The 22,781-nt window shown below is 66.2% G+C and carries 22 protein-coding genes; 8 read left to right on the forward strand and 14 right to left on the reverse strand.

The genetic code is table 11. The features are described from left to right. Positions 1-92: 92 nt before the first annotated feature. The 7 genes from PNO31109_RS06090 to PNO31109_RS06120 all read left to right on the forward strand — a co-directional run bounded on the left by PNO31109_RS06090 (position 93) and on the right by PNO31109_RS06120 (position 8,122). Positions 93-1,310 (forward strand): oligosaccharide flippase family protein, encoded by a 1,218-nt coding sequence (locus PNO31109_RS06090; protein WP_174966284.1) that lies wholly within the window; start codon positions 93-95, stop codon positions 1,308-1,310. A gap of 4 nt (positions 1,311-1,314) precedes the next feature. Continuing rightward, positions 1,315-2,451: a glycosyltransferase gene (locus tag PNO31109_RS06095; RefSeq protein WP_174966285.1), complete on the forward strand. Its 1,137-nt coding sequence runs from the start codon at positions 1,315-1,317 to the stop codon at positions 2,449-2,451. After that, on the forward strand, positions 2,448-3,584 hold the full coding sequence (locus PNO31109_RS06100) for a glycosyltransferase (RefSeq protein WP_150554715.1): 1,137 nt from the start codon (positions 2,448-2,450) through the stop codon (positions 3,582-3,584). The genes PNO31109_RS06095 and PNO31109_RS06100 overlap by 4 nt, the downstream gene beginning before the upstream one ends. A gap of 7 nt (positions 3,585-3,591) precedes the next feature. Further along, positions 3,592-4,734, forward strand: a complete 1,143-nt coding sequence (locus PNO31109_RS06105; RefSeq protein WP_150554716.1) for a glycosyltransferase family 4 protein — start codon at positions 3,592-3,594, stop codon at positions 4,732-4,734. A gap of 72 nt (positions 4,735-4,806) precedes the next feature. Further along, positions 4,807-5,901 (forward strand): MraY family glycosyltransferase, encoded by a 1,095-nt coding sequence (locus tag PNO31109_RS06110; protein ID WP_150554717.1) that lies wholly within the window; start codon positions 4,807-4,809, stop codon positions 5,899-5,901. Between the two features lie 52 nt (positions 5,902-5,953). Continuing rightward, complete coding sequence (locus PNO31109_RS06115) at positions 5,954-7,045, forward strand: MraY family glycosyltransferase (RefSeq protein WP_150554718.1); 1,092 nt, start codon at positions 5,954-5,956, stop codon at positions 7,043-7,045. Between the two features lie 93 nt (positions 7,046-7,138). Then, on the forward strand, positions 7,139-8,122 hold the full coding sequence (locus PNO31109_RS06120) for a symmetrical bis(5'-nucleosyl)-tetraphosphatase (RefSeq protein ID WP_150554719.1): 984 nt from the start codon (positions 7,139-7,141) through the stop codon (positions 8,120-8,122). 33 nt (positions 8,123-8,155) lie between these two features. Here the strand turns inward: PNO31109_RS06120 and PNO31109_RS06125 are convergent, their stop codons facing one another. From PNO31109_RS06125 to PNO31109_RS06155, 7 genes are all read right to left on the reverse strand, one after another. After that, positions 8,156-8,986: a lysophospholipid acyltransferase family protein gene (locus PNO31109_RS06125; protein WP_150554720.1), complete on the reverse strand. Its 831-nt coding sequence runs from the start codon at positions 8,984-8,986 to the stop codon at positions 8,156-8,158. A 12-nt stretch (positions 8,987-8,998) separates the two neighbouring features. Continuing rightward, positions 8,999-10,267 (reverse strand): dihydroorotase, encoded by a 1,269-nt coding sequence (locus PNO31109_RS06130; RefSeq protein ID WP_150554721.1) that lies wholly within the window; start codon positions 10,265-10,267, stop codon positions 8,999-9,001. 7 nt (positions 10,268-10,274) lie between these two features. Continuing rightward, complete coding sequence (locus tag PNO31109_RS06135) at positions 10,275-11,252, reverse strand: aspartate carbamoyltransferase catalytic subunit (RefSeq protein WP_150554722.1); 978 nt, start codon at positions 11,250-11,252, stop codon at positions 10,275-10,277. A 65-nt stretch (positions 11,253-11,317) separates the two neighbouring features. Next, on the reverse strand, positions 11,318-11,773 hold the full coding sequence (gene ruvX / locus PNO31109_RS06140) for a Holliday junction resolvase RuvX (RefSeq protein WP_150554723.1): 456 nt from the start codon (positions 11,771-11,773) through the stop codon (positions 11,318-11,320). Beyond that, positions 11,770-12,339 (reverse strand): YqgE/AlgH family protein, encoded by a 570-nt coding sequence (locus PNO31109_RS06145; RefSeq protein WP_039405698.1) that lies wholly within the window; start codon positions 12,337-12,339, stop codon positions 11,770-11,772. The genes ruvX and PNO31109_RS06145 overlap by 4 nt, the downstream gene beginning before the upstream one ends. Before the next feature lie 178 nt (positions 12,340-12,517). Next, a complete protein-coding gene (locus tag PNO31109_RS06150) occupies positions 12,518-13,936 on the reverse strand; it encodes a hypothetical protein (RefSeq protein WP_150554724.1) in 1,419 nt (472 codons plus the stop codon). 156 nt (positions 13,937-14,092) lie between these two features. Then, positions 14,093-14,263, reverse strand: a complete 171-nt coding sequence (locus PNO31109_RS06155; RefSeq protein ID WP_039405704.1) for a rubredoxin — start codon at positions 14,261-14,263, stop codon at positions 14,093-14,095. Between the two features lie 212 nt (positions 14,264-14,475). On the opposite strand from PNO31109_RS06155, the gene thiD reads away from it, so the two are divergent. Further along, on the forward strand, positions 14,476-15,312 hold the full coding sequence (gene thiD, locus PNO31109_RS06160) for a bifunctional hydroxymethylpyrimidine kinase/phosphomethylpyrimidine kinase (RefSeq protein WP_150554847.1): 837 nt from the start codon (positions 14,476-14,478) through the stop codon (positions 15,310-15,312). A gap of 124 nt (positions 15,313-15,436) precedes the next feature. Here the strand turns inward: thiD and PNO31109_RS06165 are convergent, their stop codons facing one another. The 7 genes from PNO31109_RS06165 to recX form a co-directional block, all read right to left on the reverse strand. Continuing rightward, complete coding sequence (locus PNO31109_RS06165; RefSeq protein WP_150554725.1) at positions 15,437-17,254, reverse strand: O-antigen ligase family protein; 1,818 nt, start codon at positions 17,252-17,254, stop codon at positions 15,437-15,439. A gap of 183 nt (positions 17,255-17,437) precedes the next feature. After that, positions 17,438-17,962: a pilin gene (locus tag PNO31109_RS06170; protein WP_150554726.1), complete on the reverse strand. Its 525-nt coding sequence runs from the start codon at positions 17,960-17,962 to the stop codon at positions 17,438-17,440. 257 nt (positions 17,963-18,219) lie between these two features. Then, positions 18,220-18,948: a TerC family protein gene (locus PNO31109_RS06175; RefSeq protein ID WP_150554727.1), complete on the reverse strand. Its 729-nt coding sequence runs from the start codon at positions 18,946-18,948 to the stop codon at positions 18,220-18,222. A 147-nt stretch (positions 18,949-19,095) separates the two neighbouring features. After that, positions 19,096-19,977, reverse strand: coding sequence for a succinate--CoA ligase subunit alpha (gene sucD / locus PNO31109_RS06180; protein WP_150554728.1), 882 nt, complete (start codon positions 19,975-19,977; stop codon positions 19,096-19,098). An 84-nt stretch (positions 19,978-20,061) separates the two neighbouring features. Continuing rightward, positions 20,062-21,228: an ADP-forming succinate--CoA ligase subunit beta gene (sucC, locus tag PNO31109_RS06185; protein ID WP_150554729.1), complete on the reverse strand. Its 1,167-nt coding sequence runs from the start codon at positions 21,226-21,228 to the stop codon at positions 20,062-20,064. Beyond that, entirely contained in the window at positions 21,225-21,902 is a 678-nt protein-coding gene (locus tag PNO31109_RS06190; protein ID WP_150554730.1) for a DUF2889 domain-containing protein, read from the reverse strand. Before PNO31109_RS06190 ends, sucC begins: the two co-directional genes overlap by 4 nt. 309 nt (positions 21,903-22,211) lie before the next feature. Continuing rightward, complete coding sequence (recX, locus tag PNO31109_RS06195; protein WP_150554731.1) at positions 22,212-22,754, reverse strand: recombination regulator RecX; 543 nt, start codon at positions 22,752-22,754, stop codon at positions 22,212-22,214. Positions 22,755-22,781 lie beyond the last annotated feature (27 nt).

Genomic DNA, 22,781 nt, shown 5'->3' on the forward strand with positions numbered 1-22,781 from the left:
GCGCCGCCCGACGAGCGGCCAGCACTACCCGCACCGGCCTCGCGAGGCCGGTTTTGCTTATTTCGAGAACGAGTGAGCCGCGCGAGCGCCACATGCCCTATCGGACCATCATTCGCAACATCCTCTGGATGCTGACCGAGCGCGGCGCGCAGATCGCCGGCGGCATCGCGGTCTCCGGGCTTTTGGCGCGCAGCCTCGGGGCCGCGCAGTTCGGCCTGTTTCAATATGCGCAATCGCTCGTGTTCCTCGCCGCCTCGCTCACGCTTGTGTGCGGCAGCGAAGTCGTCGTGCCGCGCCTGGTCGGCAGGCCCGAAGCGGAGCAGCGCACCGTCATCGCCCACGCCTTCGTGCTGCGCCTGGCCGCGGCCGCCATCGCCTACACGCTCCTTGCCGTCTATGTGATCGTGTTCGCCGAGTCGGCACTGCTCGCCGTCACGCTCTGGCTTGGCGTGGCGCTGTGGTTGCGCGAGCCGTCGGGCGTCGTCGTCGCCTGGCTGCAAGCGCGCACGTTCAATCGTCCGAGCGTCACCGCCAATCTGTGCGCACTTGGCGTGAAGCTCGCGCTCGTCGCGGTCCTCTTCCTCGCGCACGCCGGCATTGCCGCGTTCGCGATCGTCTATGCGATCGAGGCTGTCGTCGCGGCGGCGTTGCTCGTGCGCCATTACCTCAGGCGTTCGCCCCGCACGCCGATCGTCTGGCAGCGCCGGCTGTTGCTCGAACTGCTCGAGAGCGGCACGGCGTTCTGGGCAGGCCTGATGCTCATGATGCTGTTCAAGCGCATCGACCAGCTCGTACTCAAGCCCATCATCCCGCTCGCCGAGCTCGGCGCTTATGCGGCGGCCATGCAGGTCACCGAGAACTTCGTGCTCGTCGCGCCAATCATCGCGAACTCGCTGGCGCCGCAACTGATCTTCCAGACGGCCGACAACGCGATCGCCCGACGCAACACCGTGCGGGCCGTATGGCTGATGGTCGCCGCCGGCGCCTGTCTGGCCGTGCCGATCGCCGTGCTCGCGCCATGGATCGTGCACCTGATCTACGGCGCCGGATTCGCCGAGTCGGCCGAGATCCTTCGCGTGTCGGCGCTCATGGGCATCCTGGTCTTTGCCGACGCCGCCCTGAACCTCACGCTGATTCGCCGCGGCGCCGGCCGCTGGGTGATCGCGAAGTGGCTGTGCGCGGCGATCGTGGCGTTCACCGTGGTGCGCGCGCTCGCGCCGACGTTCGGCGCACTTGCTGGCGCGCTGGGCTATGGCGCCGGTTACGCCGCCGCGCTGCTGCTCGGCGTCTGGCTGCTGCGGCGGGACTGACGCGATGACGGCCACGATCGACATGCCGACCTCGCGTGCGCGCGCCATCTGCCTGTTCACCGGCACGCTTGCCGCGTTCGCCGGCGCGGAGCGCGCCACCGCCACGCTCGCCAACGCGCTGGCCGCACGCGGACATCGCGTACACGTACTGTCGCTGTGGGGGCACGCGCCCGTCTTCGCGCTTGCCGACGGCGTCACTCACCACGCGTTGTTTGCCGAGCGGGTGCCGTTCAGGCGTCACTATGCGTCGATCGTGCGGCGCGTGCGGCGCTATGTGCGTGAGCGCGCCGTAGACGTGATGATCGACGTCGACCCGATGCTCGCGCTCTACACGGTGCCGGCCACACTGGGATTGCCGGTGCAGCGCATCGCGTGGGAGCACAGCACCTATGCGAGCGACCTCGGACGCCGCGCGCGGCGCTGGGCGCGCGCGCTCGCCGCCGCGCGGTACGGCGCCGTCGTGGTTCTGACCGATGCCGACCGCGCCGCATGGCTGGCACACCACCCCCGCGCCCGCGCGCGATTCGTGACGCTGCCGAATCCGCTCGGGCTGCCGATGCCGGACGCTCCGACGCCGCATGACCACGATCGCTGCGTGCTCGCCGTGGGACGCCTCGTCCCGGACAAAGGCTTCGATCGCCTGATTGCCGCGTGGTCGCGAGTGGCCGCCGGCGCCCCCGGTTGGCGGGTGCAGATCGTGGGCGATGGTCCGCTGCGCGACGCGCTCATCGCGCAAGCGCGCGACGCCGGCGTGGCGGACAGCGTAAGCGTGTTGCCCGCGGTGCGCGACGTTGCCCGGTACTACGCGAGCGCCGCCGTCTATTGCCTGCCGTCCCGGCGCGAGAGCTTCGGACTGGTGCTCCTCGAAGCCAAGGCCTACGCATTGCCCGTGGCGGCCTACGCTGCCGACGCCGGGCCGCGCGCGCTGCTGCACGATGGCGTGGACAGCCTCGTCGTGGAGGACGGCGACATTCCCGCGCTGGCAGACGCCCTCGCCCGCCTGATCGGCGACGCCGGCCTGCGCGAGCGCCTCGGCCGTGCGGGCTACGATCATGCCCGGCAGTTCGATGCGGCGGTCATCGCCGCACGCTGGGAGGCGTTGTGGACACCGTCTGGGTTGACGACGGAGGACGTCCGATGAAAATCGCCCTGTTCGTCACCGGATTGCAATTGGGCGGCGCGGAAACGCAGGTCGTCGACCTCGCAAGAGGGTTTCTGGCGCGCGGGCACGATGTGGCGCTGATTTCGCTCACGGGCCGGTGCGCGATTGCGCTGCCCGAGTCCGAGCGACTTGCGCTGGTCGAGTTGCGGGCCGGGAAAGCGCCGTGGTCGCTTGCCGGCGCGTTGTGGCGGCTCGTGTCGTACCTGCGCGCATGGCGCGCGGACGTCGTGCACGCGCACATGGTGCACGCGAATCTGCTTGCACGCGTGGCGCGATGGTTCGCGCCGATGCCGGTGCTGGTCACGAGCGCGCACAGCCGCAACGAAGGCGGATACCTGCGCATGCTGGCGTACCGCCTCACCGATCGCTGGACGGATCTGACGACCAATGTGAGCGAGGATGCCGTGGCCGCATTCCTTGCACGCCGGGCCGCGCCGCAGGGGCGCATCGTCAGCATGCCCAACGGCATCGACACCGCACGTTACCGGCCGGACGCGCAGGCGCGCGCGAACGTGCGCGCCGCACGGGCGTGGGGGCTAACGCCGACGACGCCGGTTGTCTTCGCCGCGGGCCGCCTCGTCGACGCGAAGGACTACCCGACGCTGATCGACGCGTTTTCCCGCGTGCTCGCCCAGATGCCCGACGCGAGGCTGTTCGTCGCCGGAGACGGGCCGCTGCGCGCGTCACTCGAGGCGCTCGTACAGGCAAGGCAACTCGTGGGCGCCGTCACGCTGCTGGGGCGTCGAAACGACATCGCGCAATGGATGTGCGCCGCGGACGTGTATGCGATGTCGTCCGCCTGGGAGGGACTGCCGCTGGTGATCGGCGAGGCGATGGCGTGCGGGCTGCCCGTGGTGTCGACCGATTGCGGCGGTGTGCGCGAACTGCTCGGCGTTCATGCCGGCAACGCACTCGTGCCCGTCGGCGACGCGCGGGCCTTGGGCGAAGCGTTATTGCGGCAGCTGCGCCTTCCGCGCGACGCGCAGGACGTCCGCGAAGCGACCGGTGCCGCCAACCGCGAGCGCATCGTCGCGCATTATTCGCTCGACGCCGTCGTGACGCGATGGCTCGACATGTATGCTCGTCTGGCGAGGACGAGCCCGGAAAATTGATGTTCCTATGCAACCACCTGTCCTGTTCTGCTCGAATTCGTTCTGGTCGATCCACAACTTCCGTGGCGGGCCGATTCGGGCGCTTCTGAGCGCCGGCTACCGGGTGCATGTCGTGGCCCCGGACGACGATTACGCGCCGCTGCTTCGGGCCATGGGTTGCACCGTACACGTCATGCCCATGGCGTCGAAGGGCCAGAACCCACTGGAGGACATGGCGCTGACATGGCGGCTGTTTCGTCTCTATCGGCGAGTCCGCCCCGTCGTGTGTTTTCACTACACGATCAAGCCGAACATCTATGGCGCCGCCGCCGCGCATTGGGCCGGTATTCCGTCGGTGTCGATCACGACGGGCATGGGCACGGTGTTCATCAACAAGTCGTTGATTACTTTCGTAGTTCGCCAACTGTACCGTTTCGCGTTCCGCCACACGCTGGAGAATTGGCTGCTCAACGAGTCCGATTTCCGGGCGATGGTCGACGGCGGTCTGATCGACGCCCGCAAGGCCCGGCTGCTGCCTGGCGAAGGCGTGAATCTCGATCATTTCGCGCGCGCCCCGTGGCCGGAGGAAGATGGCACGTTCCGATTCCTGTTGATTGCACGTCTTTTGCGTGACAAAGGGGTGCTGGAATTCGTGCAAGCCGCGCGAAAACTCAAGCCGTCGATGCCCCAAGTGCGTTTTCAGTTGCTGGGGCCCGCAGACGTCGAGAATCCGACGGCCATCTCGCGAAAACAGGTTGCCGCCTGGGTCGATGAAGGCCTCGTCGAGTATCTCGGGGTCACGCAGGAGGTGCGCCCCTTCATCGCGCAAGCGCATTGCATCGTGCTGCCCTCCTATCGGGAAGGCCTGTCACGGACGCTGCTCGAGGCCAGCGCCATGGGGCGCCCGGTGCTCACGACCGACGTTCAGGGATGCCGGGAAGTGGTAACCGAGGGCGTAACGGGATGGATCGTGCCGGTACAGGACGCTGCGGCCCTGGCTGCACGAATGAAGGAAGTCGCCGGCATGCCGGCAAGTGCGCTGGAGGCGGTAGGCGAGGCCGGCCGTGATAAAGTAGCGCAGAATTTTGACGAGCGAAGGGTAATTGCCGAATATTTCCGCATATTGGGCATTGTCAATCGCGATACCCCCGCCTCTACGCCCGGCGTTTAAATCGCGGCGTACCGAGAAAACACCCGTCGAATCGAATAACCCCGGTAAAGAGGCAATCGACTTCTCCGTACTATGCTGAACCTGACCTTGGCATTGGTGGTTTCATTTGTCACTACGCTGCTGATCGTGCGTTATGCCCATGTGCACGCGCGATTTTCGAGCGATAGCGATACGCAGGGCGTTCAGAAGGTTCATGCGCATCCCGTAACCCGTATTGGCGGACTGGGCATCATGCTCGGACTGCTCGCGGCGGGCACATTTGCGACACTCTATTATTCCGGCAATCTCCGGGAAATTCTGCTGCTGGCGGCCAGTGCGGCGCCGGTATTCCTCGGCGGGTTCATCGAAGACATTACCAAGCGCGTGTCGCCCAGAACCCGTTTGCTGTGCGCAATGGTCTCGGCGGTGGTGGCTTACTGGATTCTTGGCATTCACATCAACCGCGTCGATATCGCATTCATCGACAAAGGGCTTGCGCTTCCCTGGATTTCAGTTGCGCTGACGGTCATTTGCGTCGCGGCGATGACCAATGCGATCAATATCATCGACGGATTTAACGGCCTGGCCGCCATGGTCAGCATTTTCATGTTCGCGTCGCTCGGATACGTCGCTTTTCAGGTTGGCGACAATGTCATTCTCTCGGCGACTATGATCATGGTCGGCGCCGTTCTGGGATTCTTCATTCTCAACTATCCGAACGGACTGATCTTCCTCGGCGACGGGGGTGCGTATTTCATCGGCTTCATGCTCGCCGAGCTTGCCATTTTGCTGGTCATGCGCAATCCGGCGGTGTCGCCCTGGTATCCGGCGTTAATGCTGATTTATCCGATCTTCGAGGTTTGCTTTTCGATCTACCGGCGTCGGTTCGTGCGCGGCGTCTCGCCGAGCATGCCCGACGGTGTGCACCTGCACATGCTCATCTACAAACGAGTATTGCGCTGGGCCGTCGGCTCAAAGGTCGCCGAGCAGCTCGCACGGCGAAATTCGATGACGTCCCCGTATCTGTGGGTGTTGTGCCTGCTGGCGGTCATCCCGGCCACGATATTCTGGCGACACAGCGGCTTGCTGGCCATGTGTTGTCTTGTGTTCGTGATCGTATATACCTGGCTCTATCAACGCATCGTGCGGTTCCGCTCACCCCGCTGGATGACTTTCAAGAAGAAGTAAGCCAGTCCCCATCGTTCCCTGATGGTCGGTCCATCGGCCATCGACAGGTCTCATGCTGAGTCTCGCCATCGCCCTCGTCGTGTCGTTTGCGGCGACACTGTTGATCGTTCGCTATGCGCACGTTCACGCCCGCTTCTCCGGCGACAGCGACGTCGCCGGCGTACAGAAGTTCCACGTGCGCCCGGTGCCACGCATCGGCGGCGTCGGCATTCTCGCCGGTCTCATCGTCGCCGCGACCGCCCTTGCGTTTTTCTACCCGAAGGTCTCCCGCGACATCCTGCTGCTCGTCGCCTGCGGGCTGCCCGCATTCCTCTCCGGCTTCATCGAAGACCTGACGAAGAAGGTCACGCCCACCGTGCGGCTCGTTTGCACCATGTTCGCCGCCCTGCTCGCCTGGCTGATGCTCGACATCCACATCACGCGCATCGACATCGGCGTCGCCGACCGCGCATTGGTGCTCGCCGCCGTGTCGGTGCCGCTCACCGTGCTGTGCGTGGCCGGCATGGCCAACGCCGTCAACATCATCGACGGCTTCAACGGCCTGGCCGCCATGGTCGCGATGATCATGTTCGCCTCGCTCGGCTACGTCGGCTTCCAGGTGCAGGACCCGATCGTCCTTACCACGTCGATGATCATGGTCGGCGCCATCCTCGGCTTCTTCATCTTCAACTTTCCCGGCGGGCTGATCTTTCTCGGCGACGGCGGCGCCTATTTCCTCGGTTTCATGCTCGCCGAGATCGCCATCCTGCTCGTCATGCGCAACCCGCAGGTCTCGCCGTGGTATCCGGCGCTCATGGTCATCTACCCCGCCTTCGAGGTGTGCTTCTCGATCTATCGGAAGCGCTTCGTTCGCGGCATCTCGCCGGGCATCCCCGACGGCGTGCATCTGCACATGCTCGTCTACAAGCGGCTGATGCGCTGGGCCGCCGGCGCACGCACGGCAAGCGCCCTCACGCAGCGCAACTCCTTGACGTCTCCGTACCTTTGGCTGCTATGCTTGTTGGCAGTGATCCCGGCAACGGTCTTCTGGCGACATAGTCTCGTGCTCGCGCTATGCTGCGTCGCCTTCATGGTGACTTACGTATGGCTGTATCTGCGCATTGTCCGCTTCAAGGCGCCGCGCTGGCTGATCTACAAGAAGTGAACGACACCGGGGGCGGCGCGCATAACATGTGCGGTCGCGGCACTCCCCAGCCCCGTGATCGGGACGACAAGACAAGACAGCGCCACCAACGCGATGCGTGACATCTATGCCATCGGCGACCTCCAGGGTTGCCAAACGTCGTTTGAAGAACTGCTCGCGCGCCTGCCGCAGGACTCGGATCTGTGGCTCGCCGGCGATCTCGTGAATCGCGGCCCGCGCTCGCTCGATACGCTGCGTCAGGTCATCGCGCTGGGCGATCGCGTGACGGCCGTGCTCGGCAATCACGATCTGCACCTGCTCGCCGTGGCCGCCGGCGTGCGGCAGGCACATGGCAGCGATACGATCGACGACATTCTCAACGCGCCTGATCGCGACGCGCTCATCGACTGGGTGCGCCGTCAACCGCTCGCACACTTCGCACACGGGCACCTGATGGTGCACGCCGGCGTGCTGCCGCAGTGGGACGCCGCGCAGGTCATCTCACTCGCACGGGACGTCCAGACGCAACTGCGCGGTCCCAACTGGCAGACGTTCCTGTCGCGCATGTTCGGCAACCAGCCCGACCAGTGGCACGAGAATCTCAATGATGAGGATCGGCAGCGGCTCACCATCAATGCGCTGACCCGCATGCGTTTCTGCACCGTGGACGGGCGCATCGACTTCAAGATCAAGGAGGGCGCCGACGCGGCCACCGACGAGCTCAGGCCGTGGTTCGACGTGCCGGGACGACGCACCGGCGAGGTCACAGTCGTGTTCGGGCACTGGTCCGCACTCGGATTGTTGATGCGCGAGCGACTGCTCGGCCTGGACACCGGCTGCGTGTGGGGCGGCAAGCTCACCGCAGTGAAGCTCGCCGACACGCCGGCGAGGCGCGAATTGATTCAGATCGCGTGTGCGCAGATTCGCGATCCGTTCGCGTCGGCGGACGACAGGCGGCGCGACAGGATCAAGAAGGCTGACAAGGCCGCGGAGGCTGAGAAGGTTGAGCAGTTCGAGAAGGCTGGCAAGGCCGAGAAGGTTGACAAGGCCGACAAGAGAGAGACATCAGAAAAAGCCGCCAGGCGCAAGGGGGCTTGACGGCCTCGCGGGAACGCCGTGCGCGTGCGCACCTCAGGCCTGCACCGGCTGCGCCGCGTCCCCCTCGTCGTCGCCCAGGGTCGCCTCGCGCGAACCGACCGAGCCGCTTTCCGGCAACACCGCTTCGGGCAGAAACGCCTGCAAGGCTTCCCCCACGGCCTTCTGCGCCCCGAGCGCCAACTCGCGGCGATGCTGGCCTTCGTGCGGATACTGCGGCTCGCCGATCGACAGGCGCACGGTCATCGGCGGTGCGCGCAGGATCATGTCGATGGATTCGATCAGACTCATCTCGCCGATGTACGCCGGCGCCATCGTGTGGCGCTCGCTGGCCGCGTCCGCATAGAACAGGCACAGCGGCTGTACCGGCTTTGCCGTGGTGAGCGGCGCCTGCAGCAAGTTCGCGTGAAATGGCAGCAGGCTGCGGCCGTCCGTTGTCGTGCCTTCCGGAAACACCGTGATGATGTCGCCGTCGCGCAGGCAGTCGGAGAGGTAGTGCATGATGCGGCGTGCGTCGGCACGACGCTCGCGTTGCAGGAAAATCGTGCGCGTTTGCACGCACAGCCAGCCGACGAGCGGCCAGTGCCGGATTTCCGCCTTGGCCACGAAGCGCACCGGCTGCCACGCGTTGATCGCAAAGATGTCGATCCAGGACACGTGATTGCACAACAGCATCACACCGCTGTCGGGCAGCGGCGCGCGTTGCTCGACCTCGAGGCGCATGCCGCACAGTTTGAGCAGTTTCCGCGACCATGCGCGAATGCGCCGGTGCTTGGCCGCCTCGGACAGAAACGGAAACAGCAGCAGCACGGTCAGCAGACCGCGCGCGAGGTGCAGGCCCAGACGGAGTTTTTTGATCAACAGCACGGCAATCGCATCCTAGACGGCGAGGGCGTGGTACGCCACGTGGCCACCGACCAACGTGAGCCGAACGCTGCCCGGCAGTTCGTATCCCAGAAACGGGGTGTTGTGTCCGGCGCTGCGCAACTGTTGCGCCGAAACGGTCCAATGCGACGATGGTGCGAACACACAGACGTCGGCCGCCAGCCCTGCGGCCAGCCGGCCGGCGCCCGGCGCGGCGGCGCCGAGCCGCTGCCCCGGCCCGTGTGTCACGCGCGCGAGCGCATCGACGAGCGGCACGCGGGCCTCGTCGGCCCACTTCAATACCAGCGACAACAGCAGTTCCAGCCCGCTTGCGCCGGGCGCCGCCTCGGCGAAAGGCACGAGGCGAGCGTCCGCCGCCAACGGCGTGTGGTCCGAGCAGATGGCATCGATCGTGCCATCGCGGGCCGCATCGCGAATGGTATCGCGGTCGCGGCCGCCCCGCAGCGGCGGATCGAGCCGGTGCTGGGCGTCAAAATAACCGATGTCCATGTCGGTGAGATGCAGATGGTGCGCGGCGACGTCGCACGTCACCGGCAGCCCCTCGGCCTTGGCCGCACGCACGAGCGCGACACCGGCCGCCGATGACAGACGGCACAGATGCACGCGCGTGCCCGTGATGCGCACAAGCTCCAGAATGGTGTGCAGCGCGATGGTTTCCGCGGCGACGGGAATGCCCGCGAGCCCGAGGCGAGACGCCACCGCGCCGCTCGCCGCCACGCCGCCCGCGGCAAGCGGCGCATCCTGGGGACGCAGCCACACGCTCAGGCCGAACGTGCCCGCGTACTGCAGCGCCCGCAGCAGCGTGCGCGTGTCGGGCATTGGCGCGCTCGCCTGCGACAGGCCGATGCAACCCGCCTGCGCCAGTTGCGCCATCTCGGCAAGCTCCCTGCCCGCCAGCCCGACGGTCAGCGCGCCGAGCGGATGGACCTGCGCGCGATGCGTCGCACGGGCGCGCAGTTGCAACATTTCCACGAGATCCGGCTCGTCGAGCACGGGATCGGTGTCAGGCGGGCACACGACGCGGGTCACGCCGCCCGCGAGCGCCGCAGCGGCCTCGCTGGCTGCCGTCACTCGCCGTGCGGCGAGATCGACGAGCCCTGGCATCACGATCGCGCCCGCGACGTCGACGGTTTGCTCCGCCGTGAAATCGGCAGGCGCCGCGTCCAGTGCGACGATCTTGCCGTCGGCGATGAAAACGTCCTGCGCGCGATCGGTTCGGGTGGCGGGGTCGATGAATCGGCCGCCCTTCAGATGCAGTTTCATCGCGCCCTCATCCGTGGTTCGCGGCAACGATGCTCATCACCGCCATGCGCACGGCAATGCCGAACGACACTTGTTCGAGAATGACCGATTGCGGCCCGTCGGCGACGGCTGAATCGATCTCCACGCCCCGGTTGAGCGGGCCCGGATGCATCACGATGGCATCCGGCCTGGCCAGCGCCAGGCGCTGCGGGGTCAGGCCGTAGTACCTGAAGTACTCCGCCGCCGACGGCAACAGCGCACCGTTCATGCGTTCGTTCTGCAGGCGCAGCATGATAATCACGTCGACGCCGCGCAGCCCTTCGTCCATGTCGTGAAACACACGAACGCCCAGTTGCTCCAGCCCCGTGGGCAGCAACGTGCGCGGGCCGATGGCGCGCACTTCGGGCACGCCCAGCGTCGTCAGCGCGTGGATGTCGGAGCGTGCGACACGCGAATGCAGGATGTCGCCGACGATCGCCACCGTCAGGTTCTGGAATTCGCCCTTGTGGTGACGAATGGTGTACATGTCGAGCAGCCCCTGCGTCGGATGCGCATGACGCCCGTCGCCCGCATTGATGACGTGCACGTGCGGCGCACAGTGCCCGGCGATCAGGTACGGAGCGCCCGCCTGTGCATGACGCACGACGAACAGATCGGCGTGCATCGCCGAGAGGTTGCCGATGGTGTCGAGCAGCGTTTCGCCCTTGCTCGTCGACGACGCATTGACATTCAGATTCAGCACATCGGCCGATAACCGTGCCGCGGCGATTTCGAACGTCGTGCGCGTGCGCGTGGAGTTCTCGAAGAACAGGTTGAAGACCGATTTGCCGCGCAGCAGCGGAACCTTCTTCACGTCCGCATCGTTGACGCTGACGAACTGCGCCGCCGTGTCGAGGATGTGCAGGATCACGGCGCGCGGCAGCCCTTCCACCGTGAGCAGATGCTTGAGTTCGCCGTTGCGGGTGAGCTGGGGATGGCCGCGTCGCCCGAGGATTCCGTTAGCCATGCGCGGCCTCCGAGGGCGGGGAAGCGGTGCAATGGGCATGGCGCAATGCGGCGGCGGACATAACCTCAGGCAGGGACATGCTCGTCGAAATATTGCTGAAGGATGATGCGGGCGGCCTCGGCATCGAGCGAGGTCTTTGAGGTCTTTAAGGTCTTTAAGGTCTTTGGCGAGCGCTTGACGCCGGCCTCGGCCAGCGCGGCGGCTGCCGCCACCGACGAGTAGCGCTCGTCGACCCAGACGACGGGCACGTTGAAACGTCCATTGAGCTGGTTGCCGAAGCGCTTGGCTTGCTGGGTCATGTCGTGCGGCGTGCCGTCCGGATGGCACGGCAGGCCGACGACGATCAGCCCCGGCTGCCACTCGGCGATCAGCTTGCCGGTCTCGGCAAATCGCACTTCGCGGTTGAGATTGGCGATGACGGTCAGCGCGTGCGCCTCGCGCAGCATCTGATTGCCGATCGCGACGCCGATCCGGCGCTCGCCGTAATCGAAAGCGAGCACCGTGGCGCTGCCTGCCGTCATGCGTGACCCGCGTCGGCGGAGAGCATGGACGACGTCACGCCGAGCAGTGCCAGCGCGGCGTCGAAGCGCTCGGCGGGCGGCACGTCGAACACGATGCCCGGATCGGCGGCGACCGTCAGCCAGCCGTTGCGGCTGATCTCGTCCTCGAGCTGCCCGGCGCTCCAGCCCGAATGGCCGAGCGTGAGCAGGAAGCGGCCCGGCCCTTCGCCGTTGGCCACGGCTTCGAGCACATCCTTGGACGTCGTCATTTCGAGCCCGCCCGGCACCGACAGCGACGAACTGTACGCCGTACCGGTGGCCTCGTGCAGCACGAAGCCACGCTCGGTTTGCACGGGACCGCCGAAGAACACCGGTTGGCTCGCCAGCGGATCGATTTCGAGCTTCAGATCGAGCCGCTCGAACAGCGACTTCAGATCGATGTCGGTGGGACGATTGATGACCAGCCCGATCGCGCCTTTTTCGCTGTGCTCGCACAGGTACACGACAGTGCCGGAAAACGTCGGGTCCGCCATGCCCGGCATGGCGATGAGGAACTGATTGGTGAGGTTGATACGGTCGTTCGGCATATGGCCAGAGTTTATCGGAGCCTGGTGACGGTCTGCTGCCCGGTCGCTCGCCCCGTCACCGGTGCCTCGGCACCGGGTGGGCCCGCGCGGCACTCGCCGGCGGCCCGTCAGCGGACGAACGCTTTGCGCATCGTGGTACGGCCATCGGCCGCCAGCGGCAGCCCTTTCGCCGACTTTATCACGGAACGTCGCGTGCGGTGACGAGCCGCTGCCCGAACACACTGGCGTCCAGCGCGCGCTCGCGCCACATCGCCATCTCGGCGATCAGGTCCGGGCGAGGCTCGGGGTACGTGTCGGCGGCAAATTGATGCAGCATGCCGCGCAGCGCCTTGACCGTCATCGCCAGCGCGGCCGGCCCGCCGGGCTCCGCGGGCGGGGAAGCCGCCAGGCGCTCCCCGGTGGCGGCCACCGCGGCGGCCAGCCGCGCAACCGGCGCCAGCCCGATCGCGGCCGAATACTCGGCCACGCGCGCGGCCACGGCGGGATCGCTCAAATTCGGGAGGGCCTCGTCGGCAAGGCTCAGATACGTCTGGCAGACGTCCTGACGCACCGCGAGCGGCCCGATGCGCAGCCAGTCCCGTGCACTGCTGCCGGCCCCCTGCTTCTGGCCCGCCTGTGCGGCATCGACGAGCGGTTCGGGCAAATGAGCCGCCCGGCGCAGCACGCCGAAGTCGGCCAGCAGCGTGCCCAGCCAACTGTCGGGCGCCTGTGCGTTCCAGATGGCGAGAGCCTCGATCAGATCGTGACCCGGCACGGCTTGCGCCGCGTTTTTGCCTGCCGCGGCGGCCGCGGGTGCGGCAGAGGCTGCCGCCTCCGCGCTGCCCGGCACGCCGGGGCGGGCCAGTTGCCTGCGCAACGCCATGTTCATTCGCCCGAGTTGCCGCTTGTCGGCCAGACTCAGGGGGGCCCGCACGAACCGCAACCAGGCGGCGGCCAGACGCCAGTAATCGAGCGGCGCGCTCGCGCCTGCGCGGTGAAGGTCGGCGGCGAGATCGGCCAGCTCGCCGAGGGCGGCGGTCGTGTCGGTGACATCGGCATCCGGCCGCAACAGTCTCAGCAGCACCCGTTCGACGTCGGCGCGCAACGGCGCCGTGCCGGGCGGCAGCCCATGCAGACGCGGGCGGGCAATGGCCCAGCCGGCCATGCGCAACTCGCCGGTTGTCGGCTCGCCGGGCCAACGGCCCGGCTTGCCGGGTTCGGCCCCATTGGCGCTCTCGGCAGGGGCTTCCGCGGCGGGCGCGGTGGGCGCAGGGAGCGCAGTAGGCACGGTGGCGGTGGGCACGGTGGGCGCGGCGCCTGCGCGCCAGATGTCGCGTTCGAACTGACGCAACGCATTGCGCTGAACGTCCTGACCGCCGGGCTCGCCGTATGCGGCTTCGGCGATGGCCTGCACCAGACGCTCGCCATGCAGCGCCCAATCGGCATGCCCGCTCGCCTGCAGCAGACGGTTGGCGCGGCGCAGGGGACCGAGCGCCGCTGCCGGACCATTCGACCACGCGTCCGAGGCCTGCGTGAGCGCGTCGGCCACGTCGGGCAGGCGCCACAGCGGCATGTCGCGCGAAGGCGTGCTGTCGGGAGGCGTTTGCGGCGTCACCATAGGCCATCTCCAGGCCGCGAGGCCAGTCTTCGTGAATTCGGGCGGGGAGTTTGCCGCACCGTCAGCCGGTTGCCCGGCGCGACGGCGGGCGGGTACGTCGGAAAATGCTGGCGCGGCGCGGGCATCCGGTCGGGCGGACGGCAGCGCCGTCCGGCCTCAGATCTGCACCATCTCGAAGTCTTCCTTGCGCGCGCCGCACTCGGGACAGGTCCAGTTGATCGGCACGTCTTCCCAGCGCGTGCCGGGCGCGATGCCCTCGTCGGGCAAACCTGCCTGTTCGTCGTAGATCCAGCCGCAAATCAGGCACATCCAGCTCTTGTATTCCATTCTTTCTTCAGCGACGAGCGTTCCGTTACAATGGCTTGTCAACCGCTTCGGGCACCCCGGCGCAAATGCCGGAGGGTGTCGTGAGCGCCCTGCCGGTCCATGGCCCGGCAGGAACCGCCCACGGCGCTGGAAAGCGCTCCGAAACGGGCATTTAAGGCGTGATGGTACCAACGAACCCCAAGCCTGACCAGATCGCCGTCTATCCTGCCTCCATGCACACTGAATCCCCTCCCATCCTCCTGACCTTCGGACTCTCCGACCCTACTTCGGCAACCGGCGTGCAGGCCGACCTGCTCACGTTCGCGAGCATGGGCGGCTATGGCGTCTCGGTCCTGACCGGCTACTCCTCGCAGGATTCGCGCGCCTGCGACGACGTGCAGCCGATCGATCCCGACTGGATCGGCGACCAGGCGCGCATGCTGCTCGAGGACATGCCGATCGCCGCGTTCAAGGTCGGCAGCGCGATCAACGCCGAAAACGTTGCGGCCATCGCGGAAATCGTGGCCGATTACGATGAAACGCCGCTCGTGGTCGCGCCCGATTTCGGGCTGGCGGGCGAGCATCTGCTCTCCGCCGACGAATTGCGCGAAGCCACCGCCAGCCTGCTCGTGCCGCAAGCGAGCGTGCTCGTCGTGAGCCCGGCCAGCGCGATCGCCCTCGCGCAGGCCGCATCGGAGAACGAAAACCTGTCGCTCGACGAGGCGGTGAGCCTGCTGCTCGAAGGGGGCTGCGAATTCGTGCTGGTGAGCGATGGCAACGCCCCGCAGTTCACGCATACGCTCTACAGCGACGGCGGCGTCGTGCGCGAGGACGCGTGGGAACGCCCGGCGAACAACGTCGCCGGCGCGATCGACACGCTCGCCGCAGCCGTGGCGGCCATGCTCGCCAATGGGCTGGCCGTGCCCGAGGCCGTGCGCGAAGCGCAGGAGTACCTGCAGCAGGTGCTGGAGAACGCCTTCCGTCCCGGCATGGGCCGGCACTTTCCCGACCGCTTCTTCTGGGCGCGCAGTGAAGAGACCGATCAGGACATCGAAGCCGGTGATGCCTGATACCCGAACGGGTCGGCGCACGCCGCGGCGGTACCGTCCGTTTCCCGAAGGACCATGAAAAACGCCCGCGGATCCGCGGGCGTTTTTCTTTGAAGCGCGTGCGTTCGCCGCGCCAGGCCTCCGCTCAGGAGACGCGTCGCGACGCGCCATGCACCGGTGCCATCGCTTCGTCGTCGCACCCATCGCACTCGCCGGCCCCCTCGCCCTTCGGCCGCCCCCATGTCTCGATCACGCGCCGCGTGAACGGCTTGAGTTCGTCGCCCTGGGCGCGCAGCATGCGCACGAGCGCGGCGTATTGCGCTTCGAAGATCAGCGAGTTGTAGTTCTTCAGACGCGTGATGTCGTCCATCGCCTCGTCGTTGCGACCGGCCAGCGCAAGCAGCACGATGTAGCGCTTGATCATCGTCGGCCCCGCACCGAGCGCCAGGGCTTCGCGATGCGCGGCAAGCTTCTCGTCGAGCTGGTCGCGATTGAGAAAGAGCGCCCCCGTCACCGCATAGTCGCCATACGGCGCAAAGAACAATGCCGGATCCGTGCGGTAAGCGTCGATCTTGCCCGCCCGGTACGCCACTTCGACACGCTGATAGTCGCCGTACAGCCACGGAATCGCCACGCACGCGAACACCACGATCACGCCGTTGACGGCGCCGGTCGCCGTCGGCGACACGCTGTCGATGGGTTTCGTCTCGCACAAGCCGAGCAGGAACAGTGCAGGCAGCAGGAAGAACGCATAGTGCTGCGGATACTCGAGCATCGCATGCACGGCGAGCATGCCCAGCAAAATGAATGCGAAGGCGACGGGCGGCGTCTTGATGCCGCGCACCGCGCGCGCGAACCAGAACACCAGCGGCAGCAGCACGAGCAGCGTGCCGACGAGGCCCGTCTTCGCCAGCAGATCGATCAGCACGTTATGGGCGTTGTCGGCCATCTCGACCGGGCCGAGCTTGTCGACCAGCGCGAATTGCGCGTCGATGTAGTTCGACCAGCCGGCGCCAAAGAGCCAATGCTCGCGGAAGATGGCCAATCCGTATTCCCACAGATTCAGGCGCCCCGTGACCTGGCCCGCCTGATGCATGCGGGCCACGGCGCTGCCGTCGAGCTGCCATCCCCAGGCGACGTTTGCCCAGCCGACGAACATCGTCATCGCGGCGAGCAAGGGCAGGATCGCGACGGGAACGAACCAGCGCATTGGGCGACGGACGTTGCGCGCTGACTCCGCGCGTTCGATCCATACGAGCCACAGGCCGAACGTCGACATGAGCGCCAGTTGCAGCCATGGTGTGCGCGAGCCTGTCAGGCAGATGCCGAGGTCGAACACTGCACTGGCGAGCAGCCAGGCCCACGCCGGCAATTTGCGTTGATACCAGAGATAGAAGGCACCGGCGCTGGCCAGCGACAGATACGTCGCCAGGTGATTCGGCTGGTACATGTTGCCGAAGAGCCGTCGCGCGACCGACACCGTATATCTCGCGACGAGCCACGGCACATGCGACTCCAGATGAAACGCCTGCACGAGCTGTGCCGCCACGGCGTATAGTCCGCCCAGCGTGAGCGCCACGGCGCTCCATCGCATGAGCACGCCGCGCCAGCCCAGTTGCGCCAGCCAGAAGCCTGCGCTCACGGCCACGATCATCGCCACGCCGTAGAGCAGCGCCGTCATCATCAACTGCGGCAGCTCGGTGGACAGCATCGCGCGCTGCATCAGGATCACGCCGACGAACGCCAGCGGCATCCACGTCACACGCGGCATGCGCAGCACGCGCGAGTCGCGCTGCCACACGGCCACCATCGACAGTGCGCCGAGCAGTGCGAACAGCGCGAAGGCCACCGTCTCCGAGTAGAACGTCGAGATCGGATACGTGTGCTTGACGAGGTTATAGGGCAAGGCCCAGATCAGGGCCAGCGTGAGCCCGATCAGCGAAAGCAGCAGTGGAGGAAACAAGGTCGTCGCCGTGCAATGCACCGGTGGAAAGATGCGCAAGCATAACGAAAAATGGCCGCCCGAGGGCAGCCATTTCACGCCTCGCGCGCCTCGCGCGCATCAAGCAACCGCCCGCGCAAACGACGCGCCAGGCTGCCGGGAGCACGGCAGCGCCGCGCCGTGCAGCCTGTGCGCCGGTCACTCTCAGGCCCCGGTCTCGGCGGCCTTGGCGCCCCGGCATTCCGGCGGGGCCAGCTTGGCGGGCAACGTTGCCCCGCCCGGCGCGCCTTCGCGGCCCTGGGCGTAGCAGGTCCAGACGATCTGCCCCTCGGGCGCCTTGCCGACCGTGAGCGCTTCCTGCCGGCCTTGTGCGCCGGTGCTTGTGGGCACCAGCACGATCGCACCGTCGCCGGCGCGTTGCGTGTAGGCGACCGTCACATTGCCGCTCGCGGAATCGATGGTCACGCCGCTCACGTTGTCCGTGGCGCTCGGTGCCTGCCAGCCGCTGTTGAACGGCGCGCCATGCATGGCGTTCTCGCTTACGAGCGCCTTGGCCGATGCAGCGGCCCCCAACCCCTCGACGACCCTGGCGCGCACCAGATAATTCTGCAGATAAGGCACTCCAGCCGTGACCAGAACACCGATGATCGCCAGCACGATCATCAGCTCGATCAGGGTGAAGCCCCGGGACTTGGCGATACCGGTGGTCCGGTGGCCGAAACGACGCATTGTGTAACTCCCAGCGAAAGCATTGAAAACGAAACGGACGCGCTGTCCGGACATGGGACGGCGCTCGTCGGGGGGAAGTGGGCGGAGTATGCCACACGCCCTGGGGCGCGAGCCCTGCCACAGATCAAAATCGGGCGGCGCCGTGCGGGTACGGAGAATCGTCCTAGTGACGGGCCGGACGATTCGTCCGAGCCGGGCGTGCGTCTTCCCACAATGTCATGGCGGACGCCCGGCGTCCGCCACCGCAATGGACCGCGTTACTCGGAAGAGGTTGCACGCGTTTGACGGGCCTCGCTGCGGCGCTTGAGCACGAGCCCCAGCGCCACGACGAGCACGGCCCCGGCCGCTGCGGCCACGTAGTGGGTGTATTCGGCCGCGGCGCCCGGCAGTTGCAGCCACGGGCCGATGCCCGGATCGGAGACGATGAGGCCGCCAGCGATCCAGCCGAGCAGGCCTGCCCCGGCGATCACGATGACGGGGAAACGATCGAGCGCCTTGAGGACCAGTTGCGAGCCCCAGACGATCAGCGGAATGCTCACGAGCAGACCGAAGATCACGAGCGGCAACTGGTGATGGTCGGCCGCCCCTTGCGCGGCGCCGGCAATCGCGATCACATTGTCGATGCTCATCACGAGGTCGGCGACGATGATGGTTTTCACCGCCGTCCACAGTTTGTCGGCGGGCTTCACGCTGTCGTGCGCGTCATGGTCGGGCACGAGAAGCTTGACCCCGATCCAGAGCAGCAGCACCCCGCCCAGCGCCTTCAGATAGGGAACTTCGAGCAGCGTCACGGCAAACGCGATCAGAATCACGCGCAGCACGATCGCGCCGACGGTCCCCCACACGACGCCCTGCAGCCGCTGTTTGGCCGGCAGGTTGCGGCAGGCGAGCGCGATCACCACGGCATTGTCGCCACCCAGCAGGATGTCGATCATGATGATCTGCAGGACCGCGGCCCAGTTCAGCTCGGCAAAGAACGCAAGCATGGCGGGAAAATCCTCGGAAGCGAAAAACGGTAACGTCAGGGATACGGCAAGAGCAAAAAAGGGAGCCCGAGGCTCCGGGCTCCCTTCTTGAAGACCTCTCGCGCGGCCGCCGGTTCCGGCAGCCCGCGCGCGGTCGTGCGGCGGATATTACAGCACCGACTTGAGCAGACGGCCCATTTCCGACGGGTTCTTGGTCACCTTGATACCGCAGGCGTCCATGATGGCCAGCTTGGCTTCGGCCGTATCGGCACCACCCGAGATCAGCGCGCCGGCGTGGCCCATGCGCTTGCCCGGAGGCGCCGTCACGCCAGCGATGAAGCCGACGACCGGCTTCTTCATGTTGCCCTTGATCCACTCGGCGGCCGTCGCTTCGTCCGGACCACCGATTTCACCGATCATGATCACGGCGTCCGTATCCGGATCGTCGTTGAACATCTTCATGACGTCGATGTGCTTCAGGCCGTTGATCGGGTCGCCACCGATACCGACGGCGGTCGACTGGCCCAGGCCCAGCGCGGTCAGCTGGCCCACGGCTTCGTAGGTCAGCGTGCCCGAGCGCGACACCACGCCGATGCGGCCCTTCTTGTGGATGTGACCCGGCATGATGCCGATCTTGAGCTCGTCCGGCGTGATCACGCCCGGGCAGTTCGGGCCGAGCAGCAGGGTCTTGCGACCTTCGCGGCGCATACGGTCCTTCACTTCGATCATGTCGCGCACGGGAATCCCTTCCGTGATGCAGATCGCCAGGTCCAGGTCGGCTTCGACGGCTTCCCAGATCGCGGCGGCAGCGCCTGCGGGCGGGACGTAGATCACCGAGACGGTCGCGCCGGTTTGTTCCTTGGCTTCCTTGACCGAGCCGTAAATGGGAATGCCCTCGAAGTCTTCGCCAGCCTTCTTCGGGTTCACGCCGGCGACGAACGCATTCTTGCCGTTCGCGTATTCGCGGCACATGCGGGTATGGAACTGGCCGGTCTTGCCAGTGATACCTTGGGTGATGACCTTGGTGTCTTTGTTGATCAGAATCGACATTGCTTGATTTCCTTCATCCGGTTGCCTGACAGCGCTCGCGCGGCCCCTGCGGGCGGCACGCCGCTGCGGCTTCGACAGTTCTGGTTACTTGCCTGCGGCAGCCGCGACAACCTTCTGGGCAGCTTCTTCCATGCTGTCCGCAGAGATGATCGGCAGGCCGGACTCGGCGAGCATCTTCTTGCCCAGGTCCTCGTTCGTGCCCTTCATGCGCACGACCAGCGGCACCTTCAGCGAGACGGCCTTCGATGCAGCGATCACGCCCTCGGCGATGACGTCGCAACGCATGATGCCGCCGAAGATGTTGACCAGAATGGCGGTCAGGTTCGGGTTCTTCAGCATGATCTTGAACGCTTCGGTGACCTTCTCGGTCGTGGCGCCACCGCCCACGTCCAGGAAGTTGGCCGGCTCGCCGCCGAACAGCTTGATGGTGTCCATCGTCGCCATGGCCAGACCGGCGCCGTTCACCAGGCAGCCGATGTTGCCGTCGAGCGAGATGTAGGCCAGATCGAACTTCGACGCTTCGACTTCAGCCGGATCCTCTTCGTCCAGGTCGCGGTAGGCGACGATTTCCGGATGACGGAACAGGGCGTTCGAATCGAAGTTGAACTTGGCGTCCAGCGCGGTGACCGTGCCGTTGCTGCTCACGTTGAGCGGGTTGATTTCGGCCAGCGAGGCGTCCGTTTCCCAGAACGCCTTGTACAGACCCTGCAGGATCGCGCGACCTTGCGGGATCGAAGCGTCCGGAATGCCGATCTTCTTCGACAGGTCGTCGGCTTGCGCGTCGGTCAGGCCGACCGACGGCTCGACGATCACCTTGTGGATCAGTTCCGGGTGCTTTTCGGCGACTTCTTCGATGTCCATGCCGCCTTCGCTCGAACCCATCAGCACGATCTTCTGCGAGATGCGGTCGACCACGAGGCTGACGTACAGTTCGTTCTTGATGTCGGCGCCTTCTTCGATCAGCAGGCGATTGACCTTCTGACCTTCCGGACCGGTCTGGTGCGTGACCAGTTGCATGCCGAGGATCTGGCCAGCGTATTCACGCACTTGCTCGATCGACTTGGCAACCTTCACGCCGCCGCCCTTGCCGCGACCGCCCGCGTGGATCTGGGCCTTGACCACCCAAACCGGACCGCCGAGTTCCTCGGCTGCCTTCACGGCCTCGTCCACGGAAAACGCCGGAATGCCGCGGGGCACCGCGACTCCGAATTTCCGGAGGATTTCCTTGCCTTGATACTCATGAATCTTCATGCGTGATTCCCTTCTTGCTGAGTTGGAAGTTTGGGTTCGAGCGTGCGAGTCGAGACACCGTCGCGCTCCGCTTCTGTCGTGGCGGGCGTCGAGGGCTCGTTCGCTCGATCGTTTGCGCGGCCGTTGAACCAGCGCGGGTAGAACCGGCGCACCGCCTCGCCATCAAACCGCAGGGCGTGACAATGTCCGAGTTGGAAAGGGGGCGCCGCGTTATCGGCATCGTTGGCCGCCGTGTCCGGCGTATGAATCACCACACCGGCAAAGGCCTGAATCGCTGCCGTGGGCAGGACGCTGCAGAGTTCCGTGAGATGGGTGCAGCCGGCGGCGCCGCCAAGGCGCTCGCGAACCGCGCGGCGAAAGCCGAAGCGCAGATTAAGACCAATCAACTTACGGTATTGCGGGCCGATCTGGTCACAAATGCCGGGATATGGCACCCAGTCGGAGACGGCCTCGGCGTCATGCACTTCGAAGTTCTCGTCGATCGTCAGACGCAGCCGCAGTTCGTGGATCGGCGTGCCTTCCTTGCGAAGTCCCGTCGCCAATGCAAAATCCCGATCCTTGTGATCGGTCAGACAGGCTTCGATGTCCCATAGGCCGTCGTCGCGCGAAAACGCTTCGACAGCGATCGTGCGACGGTGACGCAGAGTACGAGGGGCAGGCGCGGAGAGCGGCATGCGGGAGTGTGCAATGCATGAACGCGGAAAGATCTTGATTCTAGCATAGGCGGCCGGCGGGACTGCCGCAGCGCAGCAGAAGCCCGCCGCATAAGGCCGAATTACCCGACCCATTGGTCGGGTTATCAAAATTGGCGGGTCACCGACGGTATGGTGCAACGCCAAATGGCGATAACCGAGAAGTGACGCGTCACGCGGGAGTCCGCCCCAGCGGGCGTTGTCGTTCAGGTCGGCTCGTGCGCGACGGGCGTTGCCCGTTTTTCGGCGATGAATCGCGGCACATCCATCAGAAAATGGAGGGGATGAGAGTCAGAGATCGTCGGAAAAGTCGTCCACGCCACGCACGATTTTGCTGATAACGGTACGCGAGAAGCCGCGCGAGGCCAGAAAACGCATCTGTCTGGCCCTCGCTTCGGGCGTGGTGGCCACCTCGCCGAACTTTTTTTCCCACACGGCCCGGGCGCGGGCCAACTCGGTGCTGCGCAATTGTTCGGCAAGCTCCGCCACCGTCTGCGCATCGACCTGATGCTGCTTGAGTTCGTTGACGATGCGCGTCGTCCCTAGCCGGGACGCCCGGCGATTGAGCACACTCTGCGCGAAGCGCTCGTTGGAGAGCCAGCGCTCCTGCTCCAGGTTGTCGAGCAGGCGCTCCAGCGCGTCGGGATCCTCGGCGTCGGCATAGGGAAGCAGCTTGCGGCGCAACTCGGCGCGGCTGTACTCGCGGCGCGCGAGGTAGGACAACGCCCGCCCCTTGAGGCTCAGCGCGGGTTTGCGCGATGGCCTGGCCGCGACGGCGTCGTCGCCCGGCGGGGGCGGCGCGTTCGGATCTCGGGGCGGACGGCGGTGGATCATGGCCTCAATGGGGTGCAGTGCGACACG

Source organism: Pandoraea nosoerga (genome assembly GCF_902459585.1).
Taxonomy (GTDB): Bacteria; Pseudomonadota; Gammaproteobacteria; order Burkholderiales; family Burkholderiaceae; genus Pandoraea; species Pandoraea nosoerga.

What these genes read in the sequence shown, in the direction of transcription:
- PNO31109_RS06155 (WP_039405704.1), bottom strand. Translation starts at nt 14,263, where the DNA reads ATGGAATACAAGAGCTGGATGTGCCTGATTTGCGGCTGGATCTACGAC.
- PNO31109_RS06105 (WP_150554716.1), top strand. Translation starts at nt 3,592, where the DNA reads ATGCAACCACCTGTCCTGTTCTGCTCGAATTCGTTCTGGTCGATCCAC.
- sucD (WP_150554728.1), bottom strand. Translation starts at nt 19,977, where the DNA reads ATGTCGATTCTGATCAACAAAGACACCAAGGTCATCACCCAAGGTATC.
- PNO31109_RS06135 (WP_150554722.1), bottom strand. Translation starts at nt 11,252, where the DNA reads ATGGCTAACGGAATCCTCGGGCGACGCGGCCATCCCCAGCTCACCCGC.
- PNO31109_RS06190 (WP_150554730.1), bottom strand. Translation starts at nt 21,902, where the DNA reads ATGCCGCTCTCCGCGCCTGCCCCTCGTACTCTGCGTCACCGTCGCACG.
- PNO31109_RS06115 (WP_150554718.1), top strand. Translation starts at nt 5,954, where the DNA reads ATGCTGAGTCTCGCCATCGCCCTCGTCGTGTCGTTTGCGGCGACACTG.
- recX (WP_150554731.1), bottom strand. Translation starts at nt 22,754, where the DNA reads ATGATCCACCGCCGTCCGCCCCGAGATCCGAACGCGCCGCCCCCGCCG.
- PNO31109_RS06130 (WP_150554721.1), bottom strand. Translation starts at nt 10,267, where the DNA reads ATGAAACTGCATCTGAAGGGCGGCCGATTCATCGACCCCGCCACCCGA.
- PNO31109_RS06170 (WP_150554726.1), bottom strand. Translation starts at nt 17,962, where the DNA reads ATGCGTCGTTTCGGCCACCGGACCACCGGTATCGCCAAGTCCCGGGGC.
- PNO31109_RS06090 (WP_174966284.1), top strand. Translation starts at nt 93, where the DNA reads ATGCCCTATCGGACCATCATTCGCAACATCCTCTGGATGCTGACCGAG.
- sucC (WP_150554729.1), bottom strand. Translation starts at nt 21,228, where the DNA reads ATGAAGATTCATGAGTATCAAGGCAAGGAAATCCTCCGGAAATTCGGA.
- PNO31109_RS06175 (WP_150554727.1), bottom strand. Translation starts at nt 18,948, where the DNA reads ATGCTTGCGTTCTTTGCCGAGCTGAACTGGGCCGCGGTCCTGCAGATC.
- PNO31109_RS06145 (WP_039405698.1), bottom strand. Translation starts at nt 12,339, where the DNA reads ATGCCGAACGACCGTATCAACCTCACCAATCAGTTCCTCATCGCCATG.
- PNO31109_RS06150 (WP_150554724.1), bottom strand. Translation starts at nt 13,936, where the DNA reads ATGGTGACGCCGCAAACGCCTCCCGACAGCACGCCTTCGCGCGACATG.
- ruvX (WP_150554723.1), bottom strand. Translation starts at nt 11,773, where the DNA reads ATGACGGCAGGCAGCGCCACGGTGCTCGCTTTCGATTACGGCGAGCGC.
- PNO31109_RS06095 (WP_174966285.1), top strand. Translation starts at nt 1,315, where the DNA reads ATGACGGCCACGATCGACATGCCGACCTCGCGTGCGCGCGCCATCTGC.
- thiD (WP_150554847.1), top strand. Translation starts at nt 14,476, where the DNA reads ATGCACACTGAATCCCCTCCCATCCTCCTGACCTTCGGACTCTCCGAC.
- PNO31109_RS06100 (WP_150554715.1), top strand. Translation starts at nt 2,448, where the DNA reads ATGAAAATCGCCCTGTTCGTCACCGGATTGCAATTGGGCGGCGCGGAA.
- PNO31109_RS06110 (WP_150554717.1), top strand. Translation starts at nt 4,807, where the DNA reads ATGCTGAACCTGACCTTGGCATTGGTGGTTTCATTTGTCACTACGCTG.
- PNO31109_RS06120 (WP_150554719.1), top strand. Translation starts at nt 7,139, where the DNA reads ATGCGTGACATCTATGCCATCGGCGACCTCCAGGGTTGCCAAACGTCG.